This window comes from Rhizobium sp. Root482 (genome assembly GCF_001426565.1).
GTDB lineage: Bacteria > Pseudomonadota > Alphaproteobacteria > Rhizobiales > Rhizobiaceae > Pararhizobium.
In genome coordinates this window covers 155,144-171,111 of sequence record NZ_LMFA01000023.1, presented here as the reverse complement: position 1 = coordinate 171,111, position 15,968 = coordinate 155,144, and the positions used below count along the sequence as shown (strand labels likewise).

At 62.0% G+C, this 15,968-nt stretch carries 19 protein-coding genes; 9 read left to right on the top strand and 10 right to left on the bottom strand.

The window, feature by feature from the left end; all coding sequences use genetic code 11:
• Positions 1–117: 117 nt before the first annotated feature.
• Positions 118–405 carry a DUF1330 domain-containing protein gene (locus ASD31_RS19415; RefSeq protein ID WP_056338247.1) on the bottom strand — a complete coding sequence of 96 codons (288 nt, stop codon included), beginning with the start codon at positions 403–405 and terminating at the stop codon, positions 118–120.
• Between the two features lie 164 nt (positions 406–569).
• On the opposite strand from ASD31_RS19415, the gene ASD31_RS19410 reads away from it, so the two are divergent.
• A complete protein-coding gene (locus ASD31_RS19410; RefSeq protein WP_056337745.1) occupies positions 570–1,649 on the top strand; it encodes a NosD domain-containing protein in 1,080 nt (359 codons plus the stop codon).
• On the opposite strand, the gene pyrF is transcribed toward ASD31_RS19410, so the two are convergent.
• The 6 genes from pyrF to ASD31_RS19380 all read right to left on the bottom strand — a co-directional run bounded on the left by pyrF (position 1,650) and on the right by ASD31_RS19380 (position 6,532).
• Entirely contained in the window at positions 1,650–2,348 is a 699-nt protein-coding gene (pyrF, locus tag ASD31_RS19405; protein WP_162251170.1) for an orotidine-5'-phosphate decarboxylase, read from the bottom strand. It lies immediately after the preceding gene.
• A 2-nt stretch (positions 2,349–2,350) separates the two neighbouring features.
• A complete protein-coding gene (locus tag ASD31_RS19400) occupies positions 2,351–2,941 on the bottom strand; it encodes a histidine phosphatase family protein (RefSeq protein WP_056337738.1) in 591 nt (196 codons plus the stop codon).
• A 3-nt stretch (positions 2,942–2,944) separates the two neighbouring features.
• Complete coding sequence (pmtA, locus tag ASD31_RS19395) at positions 2,945–3,541, bottom strand: phospholipid N-methyltransferase PmtA (RefSeq protein WP_056337734.1); 597 nt, start codon at positions 3,539–3,541, stop codon at positions 2,945–2,947.
• Positions 3,542–3,687: 146 nt separating this feature from the next.
• Entirely contained in the window at positions 3,688–4,581 is an 894-nt protein-coding gene (locus ASD31_RS19390; protein ID WP_413813824.1) for a DUF72 domain-containing protein, read from the bottom strand.
• A gap of 76 nt (positions 4,582–4,657) precedes the next feature.
• The gene (gene dnaN / locus ASD31_RS19385; protein ID WP_056337728.1) at positions 4,658–5,776 is read right to left on the bottom strand and encodes a DNA polymerase III subunit beta; all 1,119 of its coding nucleotides are present in this window, start codon (positions 5,774–5,776) and stop codon (positions 4,658–4,660) included.
• Between the two features lie 225 nt (positions 5,777–6,001).
• Positions 6,002–6,532, bottom strand: a complete 531-nt coding sequence (locus tag ASD31_RS19380) for a dihydrofolate reductase family protein (RefSeq protein WP_056337725.1) — start codon at positions 6,530–6,532, stop codon at positions 6,002–6,004.
• A gap of 187 nt (positions 6,533–6,719) precedes the next feature.
• Here ASD31_RS19380 and rsmI point away from each other — a divergent pair, with 187 nt between their 5' ends.
• The 6 genes from rsmI (at position 6,720) to ASD31_RS25600 (ending at position 11,898) form a co-directional block, all read left to right on the top strand.
• Complete coding sequence (rsmI, locus tag ASD31_RS19375) at positions 6,720–7,649, top strand: 16S rRNA (cytidine(1402)-2'-O)-methyltransferase (RefSeq protein WP_056337722.1); 930 nt, start codon at positions 6,720–6,722, stop codon at positions 7,647–7,649.
• Positions 7,639–8,007: a YraN family protein gene (locus tag ASD31_RS19370; RefSeq protein ID WP_056337719.1), complete on the top strand. Its 369-nt coding sequence runs from the start codon at positions 7,639–7,641 to the stop codon at positions 8,005–8,007. Before rsmI ends, ASD31_RS19370 begins: the two co-directional genes overlap by 11 nt.
• 131 nt (positions 8,008–8,138) lie before the next feature.
• Positions 8,139–8,639 carry a cupin domain-containing protein gene (locus tag ASD31_RS19365; protein WP_056337716.1) on the top strand — a complete coding sequence of 167 codons (501 nt, stop codon included), beginning with the start codon at positions 8,139–8,141 and terminating at the stop codon, positions 8,637–8,639.
• A gap of 84 nt (positions 8,640–8,723) precedes the next feature.
• Complete coding sequence (gshB, locus tag ASD31_RS19360; protein ID WP_056337714.1) at positions 8,724–9,671, top strand: glutathione synthase; 948 nt, start codon at positions 8,724–8,726, stop codon at positions 9,669–9,671.
• A 239-nt stretch (positions 9,672–9,910) separates the two neighbouring features.
• A complete protein-coding gene (locus ASD31_RS19355) occupies positions 9,911–11,443 on the top strand; it encodes a YifB family Mg chelatase-like AAA ATPase (RefSeq protein WP_056337711.1) in 1,533 nt (510 codons plus the stop codon).
• Between the two features lie 17 nt (positions 11,444–11,460).
• Complete coding sequence (locus ASD31_RS25600) at positions 11,461–11,898, top strand: hypothetical protein (protein ID WP_082520634.1); 438 nt, start codon at positions 11,461–11,463, stop codon at positions 11,896–11,898.
• 12 nt (positions 11,899–11,910) lie between these two features.
• On the opposite strand, the gene cysK is transcribed toward ASD31_RS25600, so the two are convergent.
• Together cysK and ASD31_RS19345 are read right to left on the bottom strand one after the other, a co-directional pair.
• The gene (cysK, locus tag ASD31_RS19350; RefSeq protein ID WP_056337706.1) at positions 11,911–12,879 is read right to left on the bottom strand and encodes a cysteine synthase A; all 969 of its coding nucleotides are present in this window, start codon (positions 12,877–12,879) and stop codon (positions 11,911–11,913) included.
• Positions 12,880–13,012: 133 nt separating this feature from the next.
• Positions 13,013–13,630: a LysE family translocator gene (locus ASD31_RS19345; RefSeq protein ID WP_056338243.1), complete on the bottom strand. Its 618-nt coding sequence runs from the start codon at positions 13,628–13,630 to the stop codon at positions 13,013–13,015.
• A gap of 153 nt (positions 13,631–13,783) precedes the next feature.
• On the opposite strand from ASD31_RS19345, the gene ASD31_RS19340 reads away from it, so the two are divergent.
• Positions 13,784–14,416, top strand: coding sequence for a LysE family translocator (locus tag ASD31_RS19340; protein WP_056337704.1), 633 nt, complete (start codon positions 13,784–13,786; stop codon positions 14,414–14,416).
• A gap of 37 nt (positions 14,417–14,453) precedes the next feature.
• A complete protein-coding gene (locus tag ASD31_RS19335) occupies positions 14,454–15,011 on the top strand; it encodes a cysteine hydrolase family protein (RefSeq protein WP_056337701.1) in 558 nt (185 codons plus the stop codon).
• A gap of 26 nt (positions 15,012–15,037) precedes the next feature.
• Here the strand turns inward: ASD31_RS19335 and ASD31_RS19330 are convergent, their stop codons facing one another.
• On the bottom strand, positions 15,038–15,934 hold the full coding sequence (locus tag ASD31_RS19330) for a DMT family transporter (protein ID WP_056337698.1): 897 nt from the start codon (positions 15,932–15,934) through the stop codon (positions 15,038–15,040).
• Between the last annotated feature and the right edge of the window lie 34 nt (positions 15,935–15,968).

The window sequence follows — 15,968 nt, the reverse complement described above, 5'->3', positions numbered from 1 at the left end:
CGCGGGCACTCCTGATCTGCGACTTGATATAGGGGAGCTACATAGCCCAATCATCGGGCGACGGGAAGGCTTATCACAACGGCTGCCCGCCGCATTCCGCCGCAGCTTCGCGATGTCTCAGACGCCTTCGACGACCACCATTTCGGCATCGGCCACTTCCTGGCGGATCGCGGCGGCGATCTGGTATTCAGGCGAATTGTAGCAATCGACCGCTGCCTGCAGCGAAGGGAATTCGATCACCACGTTACGGGCGCGGACATCGCCCTCCAGACGCTCGCAAGCGCCGCCGCGGGCAAGGAAATGGGCGCCGTATTTCTCGAAGGCCGGCTTTGCCGCGGCCACATAGTCCTTGTAGCGCTCGATATCGCGGACATCGACCCGCGCAATCCAGTATCCCTTGGCCATGATCACCTCCCTTGCCATCACCGGAAACCCGGCATTACGTTGGAAATTTCATCGGCCAATTTGCATGCCCGGTCAAGCTTCCGGCACAACTGCCGTATATATGCAGCCGGCAACGAGGAAACGGGATGAGAAGCGGAAAGCCGGCGCGACGTGGAGACAGGAAAATGCCGGCATTTCCGCCATGGCCGGTTGCCTGCCTGCTTCTCACCGTATTGAGCCTCTATCTCGGCAATGCGGACCAGGCCGCGGCCAGCCCGGACCAATGCTCCCCTCGCATCCTTGCAGCCTTGAGGGCGCCGGCGACGAAACAGGCGGCCAGCATCGAAATCCGCTGCAGCCTCACCCTTGCTCCCACGGATGTCGTGACCAAGCGCATTTTCTTTTCCGGCGCCCGAGCCTCCGGGGCCGTGATCGACTGCCAGGGAGCAACGCTGGACGGATCGCCAGGCACGATCAATTCCGGCAAATCCAGCCTGGTGCTGATCCGCTCGACGAAAACCCGGACCGGTGACTGGAGCGTGCCGACGGACATCACCCTGCGCAATTGCATCGTCAAGGGAGCGATCCGCTTGCAGGGGCTTGGCACCAACGGCCAGGCAAAGGCGGTGAAACAATCCTCTTACAATCGTGACCACACTGGCCATGCGCAAGCTTCGGCGCCAACACGGATCACGCTTTCCGGCCTGACGCTGATCGCCGACGGCCGCATCCCGCTTTATCTGGGGCCGGGAGTCACCGGTGTCACCTTGCGCCGATCGACGATCGCCGGGCACAGCAACGGCACGGCGCTCTATCTCGATGCGGAATCGGCGCGCAATACCATCATCGACAATAGATTTTCCGTAACGACAAAGTCACGGGAACAGATCGCCGTCGATGGGTCCGCCTATAACGTGATTTCCGGCAATCGCTTCGACGATCCGGTCGGCGGCGGCATTTTTCTCTACCGCAATTGCGGCGAAGGCGGCACGATCCGCCATCAGGCACCGCAGCACAATGTCATTTCCGGCAATGTCTTCCGCTACCGGGCATCGTTCTTCTCGCAGCCGGCGGTGTGGCTGAACTCGCGCAATGGCGCCCGGTTCTATTGTTTCCGAGATCCGGACTATCCGTTCGGCAGCAGCGCCAGTTCGCTCGATTTCGCGAAGTTCAACACCGTCACCGGAAATCGTCTTATCGGGGGAGGACCTTCGCTGATCCGCAATGATGACGACACCAACACGGTCGACGACAATGGCGAATAGCTAAACCCGCAGCGTGCCGCTCATTTCCGCAAGAATGGCAAGGGCGGCGGCTTTCGGATCGGCGGCCTTGACGATCGGGCGGGCAACGACGAGATGGCTCGAACCGGCTTTGAGCGCATCGGCCGGCGTCATCACGCGCTTCTGGTCGCCCCGGTCGCTTCCGGCCGGCCGGATGCCCGGCGTGACGATCGCCATATCCGGGCCGACGATCTTGCGGACGGCAGCCGATTCTTCAGCCGAGCAGACGATACCACCCATGCCGGCGGCCCGCGCCTGCTCGGCGCGGCGCAGCACCAGCGTATGCGGATCATATTCGTAGCCGGCGTCGATCACGTCCTGTTCGTCCATGGAGGTGAGCACGGTGACGCCAAGCAGGCAGAGACCGGAACCGGCCGCCGCCTCGACCGCGGCCCGCATGGCCTTCGGATAGGCATGCAGCGTTAGCATGGACATGCCCATCCGGGCGATGTTCTCGACACCCTTGGCGACCGTGTTGTCGATGTCGAGCAGCTTCATGTCGAGAAAGATTTTCTTGCCGTCGGCGGCCAGATCGCGGGCAAATTCGAGCCCGCCGGCAAAAACCAGCTGGTAGCCGATCTTGTAGAACAGCACATCGTCGCCGAGCGCCCTGACGATCGTCTCGGCCTCGCCGATAGTGGGAAGATCAAGACCGACGATAAGCCGGTCGCGCGCGGTCAAACTCATTGCTGCCATCCCTGCCAGAGTTCCATGGCGGTCCAGTCGCATGCGAGGGATCGGTCCGCAAGGGAAAAAGCAAAGAGATTGCCGCCGCCCGCGGGCTGGTCGTGGCTGCGCACGATCGGCAACCCGGCCAGATGACATTTCAACAGCGTTCCGACGCCGCCATGGCCGACAAAGGCGATCGGCTGGCTCGGATCATGCCGCTCGAGCACCGAGGTCACCGCGGAAACGATGCGGGCCTGCGCATCCACGGCGCGCTCCCAGCCGTCGAAACTCTCTTGCGGATGGGCAAAGAACCAATCCGCCGCCTTCTCGAATTCATCCGGCACCAGGAAACCGGTGGCCGATCGGTCGTTTTCGCCGGAATGCTCCAGCACCTCGACCTTCGCGCCGCCTGCCCGCGCCACTATCTCCGCCGTTTCCAGCGCCTTGGTCTCGTCACTGGAAAGAATGCGTCTCAAGGCAGACGCCCAGACAGATCGCGCCGCAGCCTCGGCTCGCGTGATACCGAGATCGGACAAGCCCCAGCGCGGAACGGGCACATCCGGCTCGATGCGGATTTGCGGATGGGTCAGGTAGATACCGAACATCGATCAATCGACCTTGCGGTAGACCCACAGTTGCGCCGGCGGGATGTTTCGCACGACGAAATCGAAATGGGAAATCTGGTAGCGATCCGGCATTGCGACCACCGGCGACAGGGGACCGTAGGAAATCTGGATGACCGGCCGTCCGGCCGGCACCCGCGACAGAAGATCCTCGATCAGCGCCACGCGGCGCTGCATGGGGAAATTGAGGAGGGGCACGGCGGAAATGACGCTGTCGAACTGCTGGCCGTTGCGGGCGCCGAGCGTGTTATCGAGATCGAAGGCATCGCCATTGATGAAATCGACGCCGGGAAAGGTCCTGACGAGATGCTGGAAGAAATCGGTGGAAAATTCGATGGAGACGAGGTTCTCCGGCTTCACACCCTTTTCCAGGATGGCCTTGGTGATGACTCCGGTGCCGGCCCCCAGCTCCAAGACAGGCAGGCCCGAATGCGGATTGATGACGCTGGCCATTCTGCGGGCCGTCACGCCTGATGTCGGGATGATGGCGCCGACCGCCTTCATATTGCTCTTCCAGCCCTTGAAGAACCGGATTTCCTCGTCGAACTTCCTGCCCAGCCGTTCTTTCAGACGAAAATTCATGCGTATCTCTCCACCCATGGGCCGCCTGTGTACAACAGCGCATCATGCCTGCCGTCTTGAATCCAGCGTCATCCCGAAACGATTATGTGTTGCCAACAGCGACAAAAACAAGTCGTTTCACGCCATAAAATCCATAGGCCAACAGCTCACTCGCAGTTCCTGCGGTCAATCCGATGGCGAAGATCGGTTGCGTTTATCGGCGCCATGGATTTTTTGAACGTGTTGTCGAAATAGACAAAGACATCGCGGCCGGCGGCAAAGCGCTGCGACCGCTCCACGACATGCTCCCCATCCTCCGGGTCCTCGCCCCGCGCCCACAGGCGAATACGCGCCGCCCAGCGGTCGAGTGCTTCGTCATCATACCCGCTGACATAAAGCTCTTCGGCGCCATGAAGGCGGCAATAGACGAAATCGGAGGTGAGGTCGGTGAGCAACGGCCAATCGACGGCATCGGCACAGACAAGCGCGATATCGTGGCGCCGCAGCAGTTGGATGAACCCCGGCGTCTTGAAGCTTGGATGGCGGATTTCCACCGCGTGCCGAATCTGCTGCTTTCCATCGAATTGGAGCCAGGTTCGACCGGCAACGTGATCGTCATGTCGTCTCGCCAGCGCGAGCGCTTCCTGTGCGGTGTGCGGCAGCATGCCGAGAAACTGCTGAAACCTGCCGGCATCGAATCTCATCGAAGGCGGGAATTGCCAGAGGATCGGCCCAAGCTTCGAGCCGAGTGCCAGGAGGCCAGAGGCGAGGAAATTGGCAAGCGGCGTCTCGACCTCCTTCAACCTCAACTCATGGGTGATGTAGCGTGGTCCCTTGACGGAGAAGATGAAATCCTCCGGCGTCTCGTCCCGCCAGCGAATGAAGCTTTCGGGCTGCTGGAGGCCGTAGAAAGTGCCGTTGATCTCGATCGACCCGAACTGCCGGGCGGCATGCGAAAGCTCGTCCTTCTGGCGAAGACCCTTCGGATAGAACCCACCGCGCCAGGGCGGATAGTTCCAACCGGATATCCCGATACGCACCCTGCCCGCCATCGCCCTCACTCTTGTCCGTTGGAGCGACAACGAAAAACGGCCGAAGATCGTTCCGGCCGCCTTGAAGGTTGAATCGTGGGGGACGCTAGACGCGCATCGGCATCAGCACGTAGAGCGCATCGTCGCCAGCCATGTCGCGCACCAGAGTGGGCGAACCGGCATCGGCCAGCATGAAGACGGCATCCGTGCCGGAAAGCTGGGCGGTGATGTCGAGCAGGTATTTGGCGTTGAAGCCGATTTCAAGCGGGTCGCTGTCATAGCCCACGGGCAGTTCTTCCGTCGCGCTGCCGGAATCCGGGTTGTTGACGGTCAGCGTCAACTGCCCATCGGCGAGAGCCAGCTTCACGGCGCGGCCGCGCTCGGAGGAGATCGTCGAGACACGGTCGACGGCCTGCGCGAAGGACTGGCAGTCGATCTTCAGCTCCTTGTCGTTATTGGCCGGGATGACGCGCTGATAGTCCGGGAAGGTGCCGTCGATCAGTTTCGAGGTCATGACGATCGAGCCGATCGTCAGCCGAATCTTGGCATCCGAGACCTCGACGGTGACGGTGACGTCGGGATTGTCGACCAGCTTCTGCAATTCGCTGACGGTCTTGCGCGGGATGATGATGCCCGGCATGCCTTCCGCGCCCGACGGGGCCTCGAGATCGGCGCGCGCCAGCCGGTGGCCGTCGGTGGCGACGGCGCGCAGCTTCAACTGCCCCTTGCTTTCGATGGTGTGGATATAGATGCCGTTCAGATAATAGCGGGTTTCCTCCGTCGAGATCGCGAACTGGGTGCGGTCGATCAGCATCTTCAGATCCGTCGCCTTCATCTTGAAGGTATGGGAGAAGGCACCGGCGGTCAGGTCCGGGAAATCCGATTGCGGCAGGCATTGCAGCGAGAATTTCGAGCGGCCGGACTGCACCGTCATCGCCGTGCCCTCGGCATTGGTGGCGAGCGCCACTTCCGAACCATCCGGCAGCTTGCGGACGATGTCATAGAGCAGGTGTGCCGGCACCGTGGTCGCGCCTGCCTGTTCCACCTGCGCCGGCGTCGCCTCGGTGATTTCGAGGTCGAGGTCGGTTGCCTTCATCTCGAGATTGGCACCGTCGGCGCGCAGAAGAACGTTCGAGAGGATCGGGATGGTGTTGCGCCGCTCTACCACGCGATGAACGTGGTTCAGCGACTTCAGGAGATTGGACCGCTCGAGAGTAATGCGCATGGGATGCTACCGCTTTCAACCATCGCCGGGCGGGCCGCGCCTCCCGGCTTGAACTTTTGAAGAGCCCGCTTTCGGACGGGAAAGATGTGGAGGGGCAAAATGGCAGAAACAGGCCGCCAAAAGCAAGCGCTATCGCCGGATTGTCGGGACGATTGTCAACGACAATGCCAATATTCCCCAGTATCCTGCAGGACTTGCCGGCGAAGCCCCCGACACTGCGGAAGTTCAGGCAGGAACATAAGTCAGCCGGATCACATCCTCGGTCATCAGGTCATGCGCAACAAGACGGAGCCGGGGCCGTGACCCGGCGAAATAGGGCTTGCCGTGACCAATTACGACCGGATGCAGATAGATCCGATACTCATCGATCAGGCCAAGCTCGCCGAGACTCTGCGCCAGTTCCGGGCCGGCAACCTCGATCTCCCCGTCGCGTTCGGATTTCAACCTGCGGATCGTGCCTTCAAGATCGCCGGAGACAAGCCGGGCATTAGGCCCGACGGAGGTCAGCGAACGCGAAACGACCCATTTCGTTTGCTTGCGCCATGCCGCCGCAAAGGCCCGCTCCTCCGCGCCCCATTCCGGATGCTCATCGTCCCAATACCGCATGATCTCGTAGATCCGGCGACCGTATAGACTGCCCGCCTGACGCTCCGCTTCTTCGATAAAGTGGCGAAACAGCAACGGGCCGGGCGCAAACGCCATATGATCGACGTAGCCGTCGAGCGACTGGTTCATTCCAAACACAAGCCTCGCCATATCCGCTTCCCTTCGATTGGCACATCCTCATGTTTCTCATGACATTCCGCAATCGCCCATCCGCCAGAACGATGAATTTTGCACCACAATGCCTGAACATGTGCAAGAGCGCGCCGCCGGCCGGCTCTTGCCGCCACCGCCTGGCTCGCCCATAAGGAATGGCGGCAGCACAGAGAAAGAATGTATCGTGGAACATCAGTCAGACGGCAACACCGGAGCGAGCGACAGGCAAAGGACCTATCGGATCCAAAACATCGCCGTGCCTGCCCGTCCGCTGGAGCCGGCGCTCTATCTCGTTGCAACGCCGATCGGCAATCTCTCGGACATTACCCTGCGGGCGCTGGAAACGCTGGCCGGCGCCGATGTGCTCGCCTGCGAGGACACCCGCGTGACGCGCGTGCTGCTCGACCGGTACGGCATCGTCAACCGGCCCTATGCCTATCATGAACACAATGCCGACGAGGCCGGCCCGCGCCTGATCGCGGCTCTCGAAGCCGGGAAGTCTGTCGCTCTGGTCTCCGATGCCGGCACGCCGCTCGTTTCCGATCCCGGTTACCGGCTCGGCCAGGCAGCCATCGAGGCCGGTCACCGCGTCATCCCCATTCCCGGCCCTTCGGCGCCGCTTGCGGCTCTCGTCGGTTCCGGCCTCTCCAACGAGACCTTCCTGTTCGCTGGCTTTCTTCCTTCCAAGGACAAGGCCCGCCGCGACCGGCTGGCGGAGCTCGCCGCCATTCCCGCAACGCTGCTGTTCTTTGAATCGCCCCACCGGATCGCCGCAACGGTGGTTGCAGCCCATGATGTCTTGGGGCCTGATCGCCGGGCGACCGTCTGCCGGGAGCTGACCAAGACCTTCGAGGAATTCCGCCGCGGCACGCTTTTTGAGCTCAAGGCTTTCTACGACGAGGGTGCAACCGTCAAAGGCGAGATCGTGCTGGTCATCGGTCCGCCGGATGCGCCCGCGGCACCGGATGAAGACGATGTCGATGCGCTTCTCACGGCGCTGATCAAGGACATGCCGACCGGCAAGGCGGCGACCGAGGCGGCGAAGCAGACAGGCCTCAATCGCAAGATCCTCTATGACCGGCTGCTTCAACTCAAGGCGCGAGATGAGAGCTGAGCAGCCCGCCCGAAAAAAGCTGCAGGCGCTGCGGCGCGGGGCGCTTGCGGAATATCGCGCGGCCTTTGCGCTCATCCTCAAGGGTTACCGCATCGTCGCCTTCCGCTACCGGACGAAGCTGGGCGAGATCGATATCATCGCCCGCAAGGGCGATCTGGTCGCCTGCGTCGAGGTCAAGGCTCGAACTTCGCTCGAAGCCTCCGTCTTTGCCGTTTCCAACAGCGCCCAGCGCCGCATTCGCTCGGCGAGCGATCTCTGGCTGGCGAAACAGCCGGATGCGGCGCGGCTTTCGCTGCGCTACGATATCATCTCGGTTCGGCCCTGGCGCTGGCCGGTGCATCTACCGGACGCCTTCTGAGCCATCAGCCTATAAAATGCCCGGTATTCGCCTGCCGATGCAGCGATCGCTAAAATGCGAACGAATTATGAAAATCTCCCTCTACTCTTGTCTGCTAGATCTCGCCAAGGGGACAGGAAAGGGAGAGGCCGATGGCCGTAAAATTTTTGATCGCCAGCGCAATGGCCATGGCCGTGCGTCAGGTACCTTATTATGTTCCGGCGCGGTCCGGGCCACTGGTGGCGCAGTCCATCGACAATCTCGACATGCAGGCAGCGCCGATCGACCCATCCTGGGTTCTTTCCGGTGCCCCGAAAGCCCGGCTGGCGCTTCACTCGCGCAGTAATGACGATGCGGCAACGACGGCGGTCTGGGATTGCACCGCCGGAGAATTCCGCTGGTATTTCGGCTGGGACGAGACGGTGGTCATCCTTGAGGGCTCGGTGCATGTGACGGCCGAGGACGGCTCGGAGCAAACCTTGCGCGCCGGCGATATCGGCTATTTTTCGGGCGACACCTGGGCAACCTGGCGGATCGACGACTATGTCCGCAAGGTCGCCTTCTGCCGTAAGCAGTTTCCGGCACCGATCGCGTTGGCCTACAAGGTACGCGACATGCTGCGCGGCGGGCTTCGCGGTGGCCTCGCCGCCTGACATGCCGTCCTAAAAGATGGCGCGCCCCGTTGCCTTTGGCCGTCCGGCATCTTAAATGTTCCGGGCGCAAAAGGGGATCATCGCATGGCGAAAATTGTGAATGTCGCGGTCCAGATGGATCACGTCTCGGGCATTAATATTGCCGGCGACAGCAGCTTCGCCATGAGCATGGAAGCGCAAGAGCGCGGCTACAAGCTTTTCCATTACACGCCGAACCAGCTTTCGCTGCGCGACGGCAAGGTGATTGCCACCGTCGAGCCGATGAGCCTGCGCGACGTCAAGGGCGATCACTACACGCTGGGCGAGCCCGAGCGCATTGATCTTTCGACCATGGACGTGGTGCTCCTGCGCCAGGACCCGCCCTTCGACATGGCCTATATCACCTCCACCCATCTTCTGGAGCGCATCCATCCGAAGACGCTCGTCGTCAATGATCCGGCCTGGGTGCGCAATTCGCCGGAAAAGATCTTCGTCACCGAATTTCCCGACCTGATGCCGAAGACGCTGATCACCCGCGATCCAGCAGAAATCGCCAGCTTCCGGGCGGAGATGGGCGATATCATCCTCAAGCCGCTCTACGGCAATGGCGGCGCCGGTGTCTTCCATTCGACCCGCGACGATCGCAACATGTCGTCGCTGCTCGAAATGTTCGGCCAGATGTTCCGCGAACCCTTCATCGCGCAGGAATATCTGCCGGCGGTGCGCAAGGGCGACAAGCGCATCCTTCTCGTCGACGGCGAACCCGTTGGCGCGATCAATCGCGTGCCAGCGGAGCACGACGCCCGCTCCAACATGCATGCGGGTGGAAAGCCCGAGCCGGCGGAACTCACCACCCGCGAAAAGGAAATCTGCGCACGGATCGGCCCGGCCCTGAGGGAACGTGGCTTCCTTCTGGTGGGGATCGACGTGATCGGCGACGTGATGACCGAAATCAACGTCACATCGCCGACCGGCCTTCGCGAGGTCAAGAAGTTCGGCGGTGCCGATATCGCCGCCCTGCTCTGGGACGCGATCGAGCGCAAGCGCGCCTGAGACGAGCCAGGCGGGCAGTTGCTCCCTGGTTCCCGCCGGCACATGCAGCCGAGGGATGTTCACGGTTGTTCCGTTCGGTTCGCAAATTGCAACCGGCTGCAATCTGCGCGGTTGGAAACCGCAATTCTGTTCGATAATTGTTCTTGTTTTATTCCGCTATTCGTGCAAGATTTTCCACCACAACCGATGAAGGTTGTGGTGGCGGGGCATGCTCTCGCCTCGCGGCAAGAGGGGCAATCATGGTCGCGCGTGTCAGCACGGTTGCATTTCAGGGCATAGAGGGTGTGCCCGTGGACGTCCAGGTCATGGTCGCGCCCGGCAAGGTCGGCATGCAGATCGTCGGGCTTCCCGACAAGGCAGTGGCAGAAAGCCGCGAGCGCGTCCAGGCAGCGCTTCATGCATCGGGACTGTCGCTGCCGGCCAAGAAGGTGACCGTCAATCTCGCCCCCGCCGACCTGCCGAAGGAGGGCAGCCATTTCGACCTGCCGATCGCGCTTGGTCTGATGGCGGCACTGGGCGCCATTCCAGCCGACGCGCTCGGTGGCTATGTCGTCATCGGCGAACTCAATCTCGACGGCACGATCGCCGCCGTCGCCGGCGCGCTGCCGGCTGCGATCGGCGCCAACGGGCTCGGCAAGGGCCTGATCTGCCCGGCAGACAGCGGCGCCGAGGCCGCCTGGGCCGGTGCCGAAATCGATATTCTCGCGCCGCGCAGCCTGATTGCGCTTGCCAATCATTTCCGTGGCACCCAGGTCCTGTCGCGGCCCGAACCGACGATCCGGGCCAGCGTCGCCAACATGCCGGACCTTGCCGACATCAAGGGGCAGGAAAGCGCCAAGCGGGCGCTCGAAGTGGCGGCGGCCGGAAACCATAACCTCCTGATGGTCGGCCCGCCCGGTTCCGGCAAGTCGATGCTGGCCGCCCGCCTGCCGTCGATCCTTCCGCCGCTGTCTCCGACCGAACTGCTCGAAGTCTCGATGATCCATTCGATTGCCGGACAATTGCCAGGCGGCAAGCTTTCCGATCGCCGGCCCTTCCGCACGCCGCATCATTCGGCGACCATGGCGGCAATGATCGGCGGCGGCCTGCGCGCCAAGCCCGGCGAGGCCTCGCTTGCCCATAACGGCGTATTGTTTCTGGACGAGTTTCCGGAATTCACCCCGCAGGTTCTCGATGCGCTGCGCCAACCGCTCGAAACGGCGGAATGCATCATCGCGCGCGCCAATCACCGCGTCACCTATCCGGCGGCAATCCAGCTGGTGGCCGCGATGAACCCCTGCCGCTGCGGCATGGCAGGCGAGCCGGGCCATAGCTGCTCCCGCGGGCCGCGCTGCGTTTCGGATTACCAGGGCCGCATTTCAGGCCCGCTGATGGACCGCATCGACATTCGCATCGACGTGCCCTCGGTCACCGCCGCCGACCTGATCCGGCCGGCTCCGGCCGAACCGAGCGCCGTCGTCGCCAGGCGAGTGGCGCGGGCGCGCGAAATCCAGGCGGACCGTTTCATCGCGCTCGGCCTGCCGCATGTGCTTTCCAATGCGCGCTGCTCGACCGCGATGATAGAGAGGATGGCGGAACCGGATGCGGGCGGGCTGCAATTGCTGCGCGATGCGGCGGAGAAGCTGAAATTCTCGGCCCGCGGTTATCACCGTATCCTGAAAGTGGCGCGCACGCTTGCCGATCTCGACGAAAAGCCGATGGTCGGGCGCATCCATCTGGCCGAGGCGATTTCGTACCGCATTGCCGGAGAGCGCCTGACGGCGGCGGCTTAAATGCTGGGTGACCGGTGATGTTCAATAAGCCAACTTTTGTGAAGCTGAATACCGGTTGGAACGCCGAACCCAATGCTCCCTTTCCGGAAGTCATTATTGACTCAGGTTCCATACAATTGCGTTTTTATCTCAATCCGTGGATTCATGTTGCAAGACCGGGCCAGAAAGGCACTATTACCTTCGTCAATTGCAGCCGATGGCGACTTGGGCTCACGAACGACGAAGGCTGGTATCGGGGTCAATGCCGTTACAGCCGCGTTGCGCCGGAATGGGGCCATTTCTACGAACTGATCGGAGATGACGACTGCTGCGACGATCCGCAGGATTGGATAAGCCATCATTCTCCGAATGCCGGTCAAAGGCATTTTCTGTTTTATTTTAGAGACGAAACGTTCGAATGCTTTTGCGCCGACTGGCGTTATCAGGCGGACCGAGTCTCAGCCGGTCCGCCGTAGATACCTTAAGTTTCAGCCACCCAAGCCTTCGAACAGCACCGTCGAAAGATAGCGCTCGGCGAAGGAGGGTATGATCACGACGATGTTCTTGCCTTCGTTTTCGGGGCGTTGGCCGACCTTGATGGCCGCCGCCAATGCCGCACCCGAAGAAATGCCGACCGGTACACCTTCGAGGCGCGCCACATGGCGGGCCATTTCGATCGACTCGGCGCTGTTAACGGTGACCACCTCGTCATAGACCGTCGTGTCGAGGATCGCCGGTGCAAAACCGGCGCCAAGTCCCTGGATCTTGTGCGGGCCGGGAGCGCCGCCCGAGAGAATCGCGGATTCTTCCGGTTCGACCGCCACGATCTGGACCGACGGCTTCCGCGCCTTCAGCACCTGGCCGGCGCCGGTGATCGTGCCGCCGGTGCCGATGCCCGACACCAGGATATCGACGCCGCCATCGGTATCGTTCCAGATTTCCTCGGCTGTCGTCTTGCGGTGGATTTCAGGATTGGCGAGATTTTCGAATTGCTGGGGAATGACCGCGTCGGGCAGCGCAGCGGCCAGTTCCTCGGCCTTGGCAATGGCGCCTTTCATGCCCTTCGGGCCTTCGGTCAGCACCAGTTCGGCGCCAAGCAGCGCCAACATCTTGCGGCGCTCCACCGACATGGTTTCCGGCATGACGATGATCAGCTTGTAACCCTTGGCGGCGGCGGCAAAGGCAAGCGCGATCCCGGTATTGCCGGAAGTCGGCTCGACCAGCGTCGTTCGGCCGGGCGCGATCTTGCCCTGGGCCTCGAGCGATTCGATCATCGCCACGCCGATGCGGTCCTTGACCGAGGCGATCGGATTGAAGAACTCCAGCTTGGCGAGAAGATTGGCCTTGACGCCGTTTTCGCTTGCCAGCTTGTCGAGGCGGACGATCGGGGTATCACCGATCGTCTCGGTGATCGACGAATAGATCCGGCCTCGGCCGGCCTTGCGCTGTTCGGACATGATGTTCTCCTTTTCCGCAGAATTTATCGGCAAGATAGGGCCGAAGCCTCCGCCAAGCCAGGGTGCCGCCTCCAACGGCATGACCCGGCCTGGAAAAAAATGCCCGCAACTCGGCAATTACCGGATGGATTTTTCAGGCCACGCGGGCGGCGATATAGGCGGCGGTCCCGCCGAGAATGCCGGCGGCGATCCGGTTCAACGATCTGAGCGCCCGTGGTTGTTTCAACAGCAGCCGGGCGCGCGAGGCAAGCAGGATATAGGGGATGAGAACGACCATCAGCACGGCGAAGGTCGCGCCCACGAGCACGGCATATTCGCTGAGGCCGATTGCCTGCACATCGATCAGCGTCGGCACCAGCGCCACATAGAACAGCATGGTCTTCGGATTTCCGAGCGTGACCAGCAGACCGGAGAGAAAGGAGAGACCCATGCTGGTGCTCTTCCTCGCCTTTATATCCTGCGGCAACAGGCCGGCGGTCCAGAGTTTCCAGGCGATATAGATGAGATAGAGGGCGCCGAGGATCTTCAGCACCATGAAGCTGGTGGTGAATGTCTGGGCCACGAAGGCAAGCCCGAGAATGACCGCCGTCAGATAGAGGAGATCACCGATCGCAAGCCCGAGCCCCATGAAGAAGGTCTCGCGGAAGCCGGAACCGAGCGCGCGTGCGACGATCGCCGTCATGCCGGGGCCGGGAATCGCGGCGGCGATGAACAGGGCAGTGCAATAGGCGAGAAGGGTTGCGAGGCTCATCATTGGCTCCCACGTTTCGAATTTTCCATCTAGCCGTTTTTCATGCTGCTGACAATTCGGCGGGCATTGATCGGCCGGCCTTTTCCGCGCTAAAGCGAGATGACGGCTTCTCGAAAACTTTTGCCTTGCGCTGCCGGATGGGAGAGAGCGTTCATGCCCGAAACAGCGAGCCTTGCCGCCTTTGCACTCATCGCGCTCGGCATGGTGCTGACGCCCGGCCCCAACATGATCTATCTGATCTCCCGCTCGCTCTGCCAGGGCCCGTCGGCAGGGCTTATCTCGCTGGCGGGCGTTGCCCTCGGCTTCCTAGTCTATATGCTTTCGGCCGCCTTCGGCATCACGGCGCTGCTTTTCGCCGTGCCCTATGCCTATGACATCCTGCGCCTTGCAGGTGCGCTCTATCTCGCCTATCTCGCCTGGCAGACGCTTCGTCCCGGCGGACGGTCGGCCTTCGAGGTCCGCAGCCTGCCGAAGGACGGGCCACGGCGCCTGTTCCTGATGGGCTTTGCCACCAGCCTGCTCAATCCGAAGATCGCCGTGCTCTATCTCTCGCTGCTGCCGCAGTTCATCGATCCAATGCTCGGCAATGTCTTTTCCCAGTCCATCCTGTTCGGCACAATCCAGATCGCCACGAGCATCTGCGTCAACAGCCTCATTGTTTTGGCAGCTGGCTCGATTGCCGGTTTCCTCGGCAGCCGGCCGGCCTGGCTTTCGGTGCAGCGCTGGCTGATGGGCGGCGTGCTGGGAGCGCTTGCGCTTCGCATGGCAATGGAAAGCCGCCGCTGACATTCCCGCAATCCCTCGAAACAGACCAGAGCATGACATGACCACAGCCCTCCTCATCATCGACGTCCAGAATGCCATTGTGGAAGGCGAAGGCACGCCCGATCGGCAAGGGGCGATCGACGCCGCTCTGAACGAGACCGTCGGTCGCCTGCAGTCGGTCCAGGCGCGAGCGCGGGCCGCGCATATACCGGTCGTCCTGGTGCAGCATGATGGCGGACCGGGCGATCCCCTTGCCCGCTCGTCGCATGGATGGGCGCTGCGCCATGAAATCGCGCCACTGCCCGGCGAGACCGTCGTCCACAAGACCAGCTGCGACAGTTTCCACGGGACAGATTTGCAGGAGCAACTGGAAGGTCTGTCGGTGACGCATCTCGTCATCGGCGGCTGCATGACGCAATTCTGCGTCGATACCACCGCACGCCGGGCGGTTTCGCTCGGTTATGACGTGACGCTGCTGTCCGACGGCCACTCGACCGGCGACATGGGCGATCTTACCTTCAGCCAGATCATCGCCCATCACAACCGGCTGCTCGGCGGCTTCAGCGCCGGCGCGCATGCGATCACACTGCGTCGCGCCGGCGAGATGAATTTTTGAGGGCTTGGCGCTCTCCATAGGCTGGATCAACCCGCCTGATGCCGTGCCGGGCGGATGAAAGTCCAGCCGAAAGTCATGCCGGCGGCGGCAATCAGGATCGCTACTGATCCGATAAGCTGAACCGGCTGCCATTGGTGGCCGAAGGCGAGACGGTCGACGGCAAGGGCTGCGACCGGATAGAGGAAGGAAAGCGCTCCGGTGAGATGCGTCGGCAGCTTCTGGATCGCGCCATAGAGCAGCACATACATGAGGCCGGTGTGGACCACGCCCATGGCGATCAGCAAACCCCATTGATGGGCCTCGGTCGGCAGGCCGGACGCGCCCGCGAAGGGAACGAGCATAAGAAGGCCGGTCACGACCTGGATCAGCGCGATCAAATGCGGTGGCGTGCCCTTCAATCGTTTGGCGACCAGCGCTGCCAGCGCATAGAAGAAGGCGGCCCCGAGCGCCATGGCGATGCCCGTCAGATAGTCGCTACCACCGAAACCGCCGGATGGCTTTGCCTGGACGATCGCCACCATGCCGGCAAAGGCCACGGCGAGCCAGGCAAGCTTGGCGGTGGTGATCTTTTCCCTGAAAATCAATCCGCCAATGGCGAGCAGCATGAAGGGCTGGGTGTTGTAGACCATGGTGGCAATCGAGATCGAGGCACGCGAATAGGCGCCGAACAGAAGCAGCCAATTGACGACGATGGCGATGCCGCCGAGGACCGCCAGCGCGAACAGCCGCCAGGTCAGGATGCCCTCGCGGAAATGCCCGAGCGAGGCGCAGATGGCCATCAGCGTCAGCGCACCAAAGAGGCAACGCCAAAAAACCACATCGATCACCGGCTGTCCCGACATCAGAACGAACCAGCCGATGGTGCCCGAGATCAGCATGGCGGCGGTCATTTCGATGCTGCCGGTCTTCACGTCCTTGTCCATTCCATCTACTCCATTGACGAGAATGGAAGATAAT

What these genes read in the sequence shown, in the direction of transcription:
- ASD31_RS19415 (WP_056338247.1), bottom strand. Translation starts at nt 405, where the DNA reads ATGGCCAAGGGATACTGGATTGCGCGGGTCGATGTCCGCGATATCGAG.
- ASD31_RS19410 (WP_056337745.1), top strand. Translation starts at nt 570, where the DNA reads ATGCCGGCATTTCCGCCATGGCCGGTTGCCTGCCTGCTTCTCACCGTA.
- ASD31_RS19400 (WP_056337738.1), bottom strand. Translation starts at nt 2,941, where the DNA reads ATGTTCGGTATCTACCTGACCCATCCGCAAATCCGCATCGAGCCGGAT.
- pmtA (WP_056337734.1), bottom strand. Translation starts at nt 3,541, where the DNA reads ATGAATTTTCGTCTGAAAGAACGGCTGGGCAGGAAGTTCGACGAGGAA.
- dnaN (WP_056337728.1), bottom strand. Translation starts at nt 5,776, where the DNA reads ATGCGCATTACTCTCGAGCGGTCCAATCTCCTGAAGTCGCTGAACCAC.
- ASD31_RS19380 (WP_056337725.1), bottom strand. Translation starts at nt 6,532, where the DNA reads ATGGCGAGGCTTGTGTTTGGAATGAACCAGTCGCTCGACGGCTACGTC.
- ASD31_RS19370 (WP_056337719.1), top strand. Translation starts at nt 7,639, where the DNA reads ATGAGAGCTGAGCAGCCCGCCCGAAAAAAGCTGCAGGCGCTGCGGCGC.
- ASD31_RS19365 (WP_056337716.1), top strand. Translation starts at nt 8,139, where the DNA reads ATGGCCGTAAAATTTTTGATCGCCAGCGCAATGGCCATGGCCGTGCGT.
- gshB (WP_056337714.1), top strand. Translation starts at nt 8,724, where the DNA reads ATGGCGAAAATTGTGAATGTCGCGGTCCAGATGGATCACGTCTCGGGC.
- ASD31_RS19355 (WP_056337711.1), top strand. Translation starts at nt 9,911, where the DNA reads ATGGTCGCGCGTGTCAGCACGGTTGCATTTCAGGGCATAGAGGGTGTG.
- ASD31_RS25600 (WP_082520634.1), top strand. Translation starts at nt 11,461, where the DNA reads ATGTTCAATAAGCCAACTTTTGTGAAGCTGAATACCGGTTGGAACGCC.
- cysK (WP_056337706.1), bottom strand. Translation starts at nt 12,879, where the DNA reads ATGTCCGAACAGCGCAAGGCCGGCCGAGGCCGGATCTATTCGTCGATC.
- ASD31_RS19345 (WP_056338243.1), bottom strand. Translation starts at nt 13,630, where the DNA reads ATGAGCCTCGCAACCCTTCTCGCCTATTGCACTGCCCTGTTCATCGCC.
- ASD31_RS19340 (WP_056337704.1), top strand. Translation starts at nt 13,784, where the DNA reads ATGCCCGAAACAGCGAGCCTTGCCGCCTTTGCACTCATCGCGCTCGGC.
- ASD31_RS19335 (WP_056337701.1), top strand. Translation starts at nt 14,454, where the DNA reads ATGACCACAGCCCTCCTCATCATCGACGTCCAGAATGCCATTGTGGAA.
- ASD31_RS19330 (WP_056337698.1), bottom strand. Translation starts at nt 15,934, where the DNA reads ATGGACAAGGACGTGAAGACCGGCAGCATCGAAATGACCGCCGCCATG.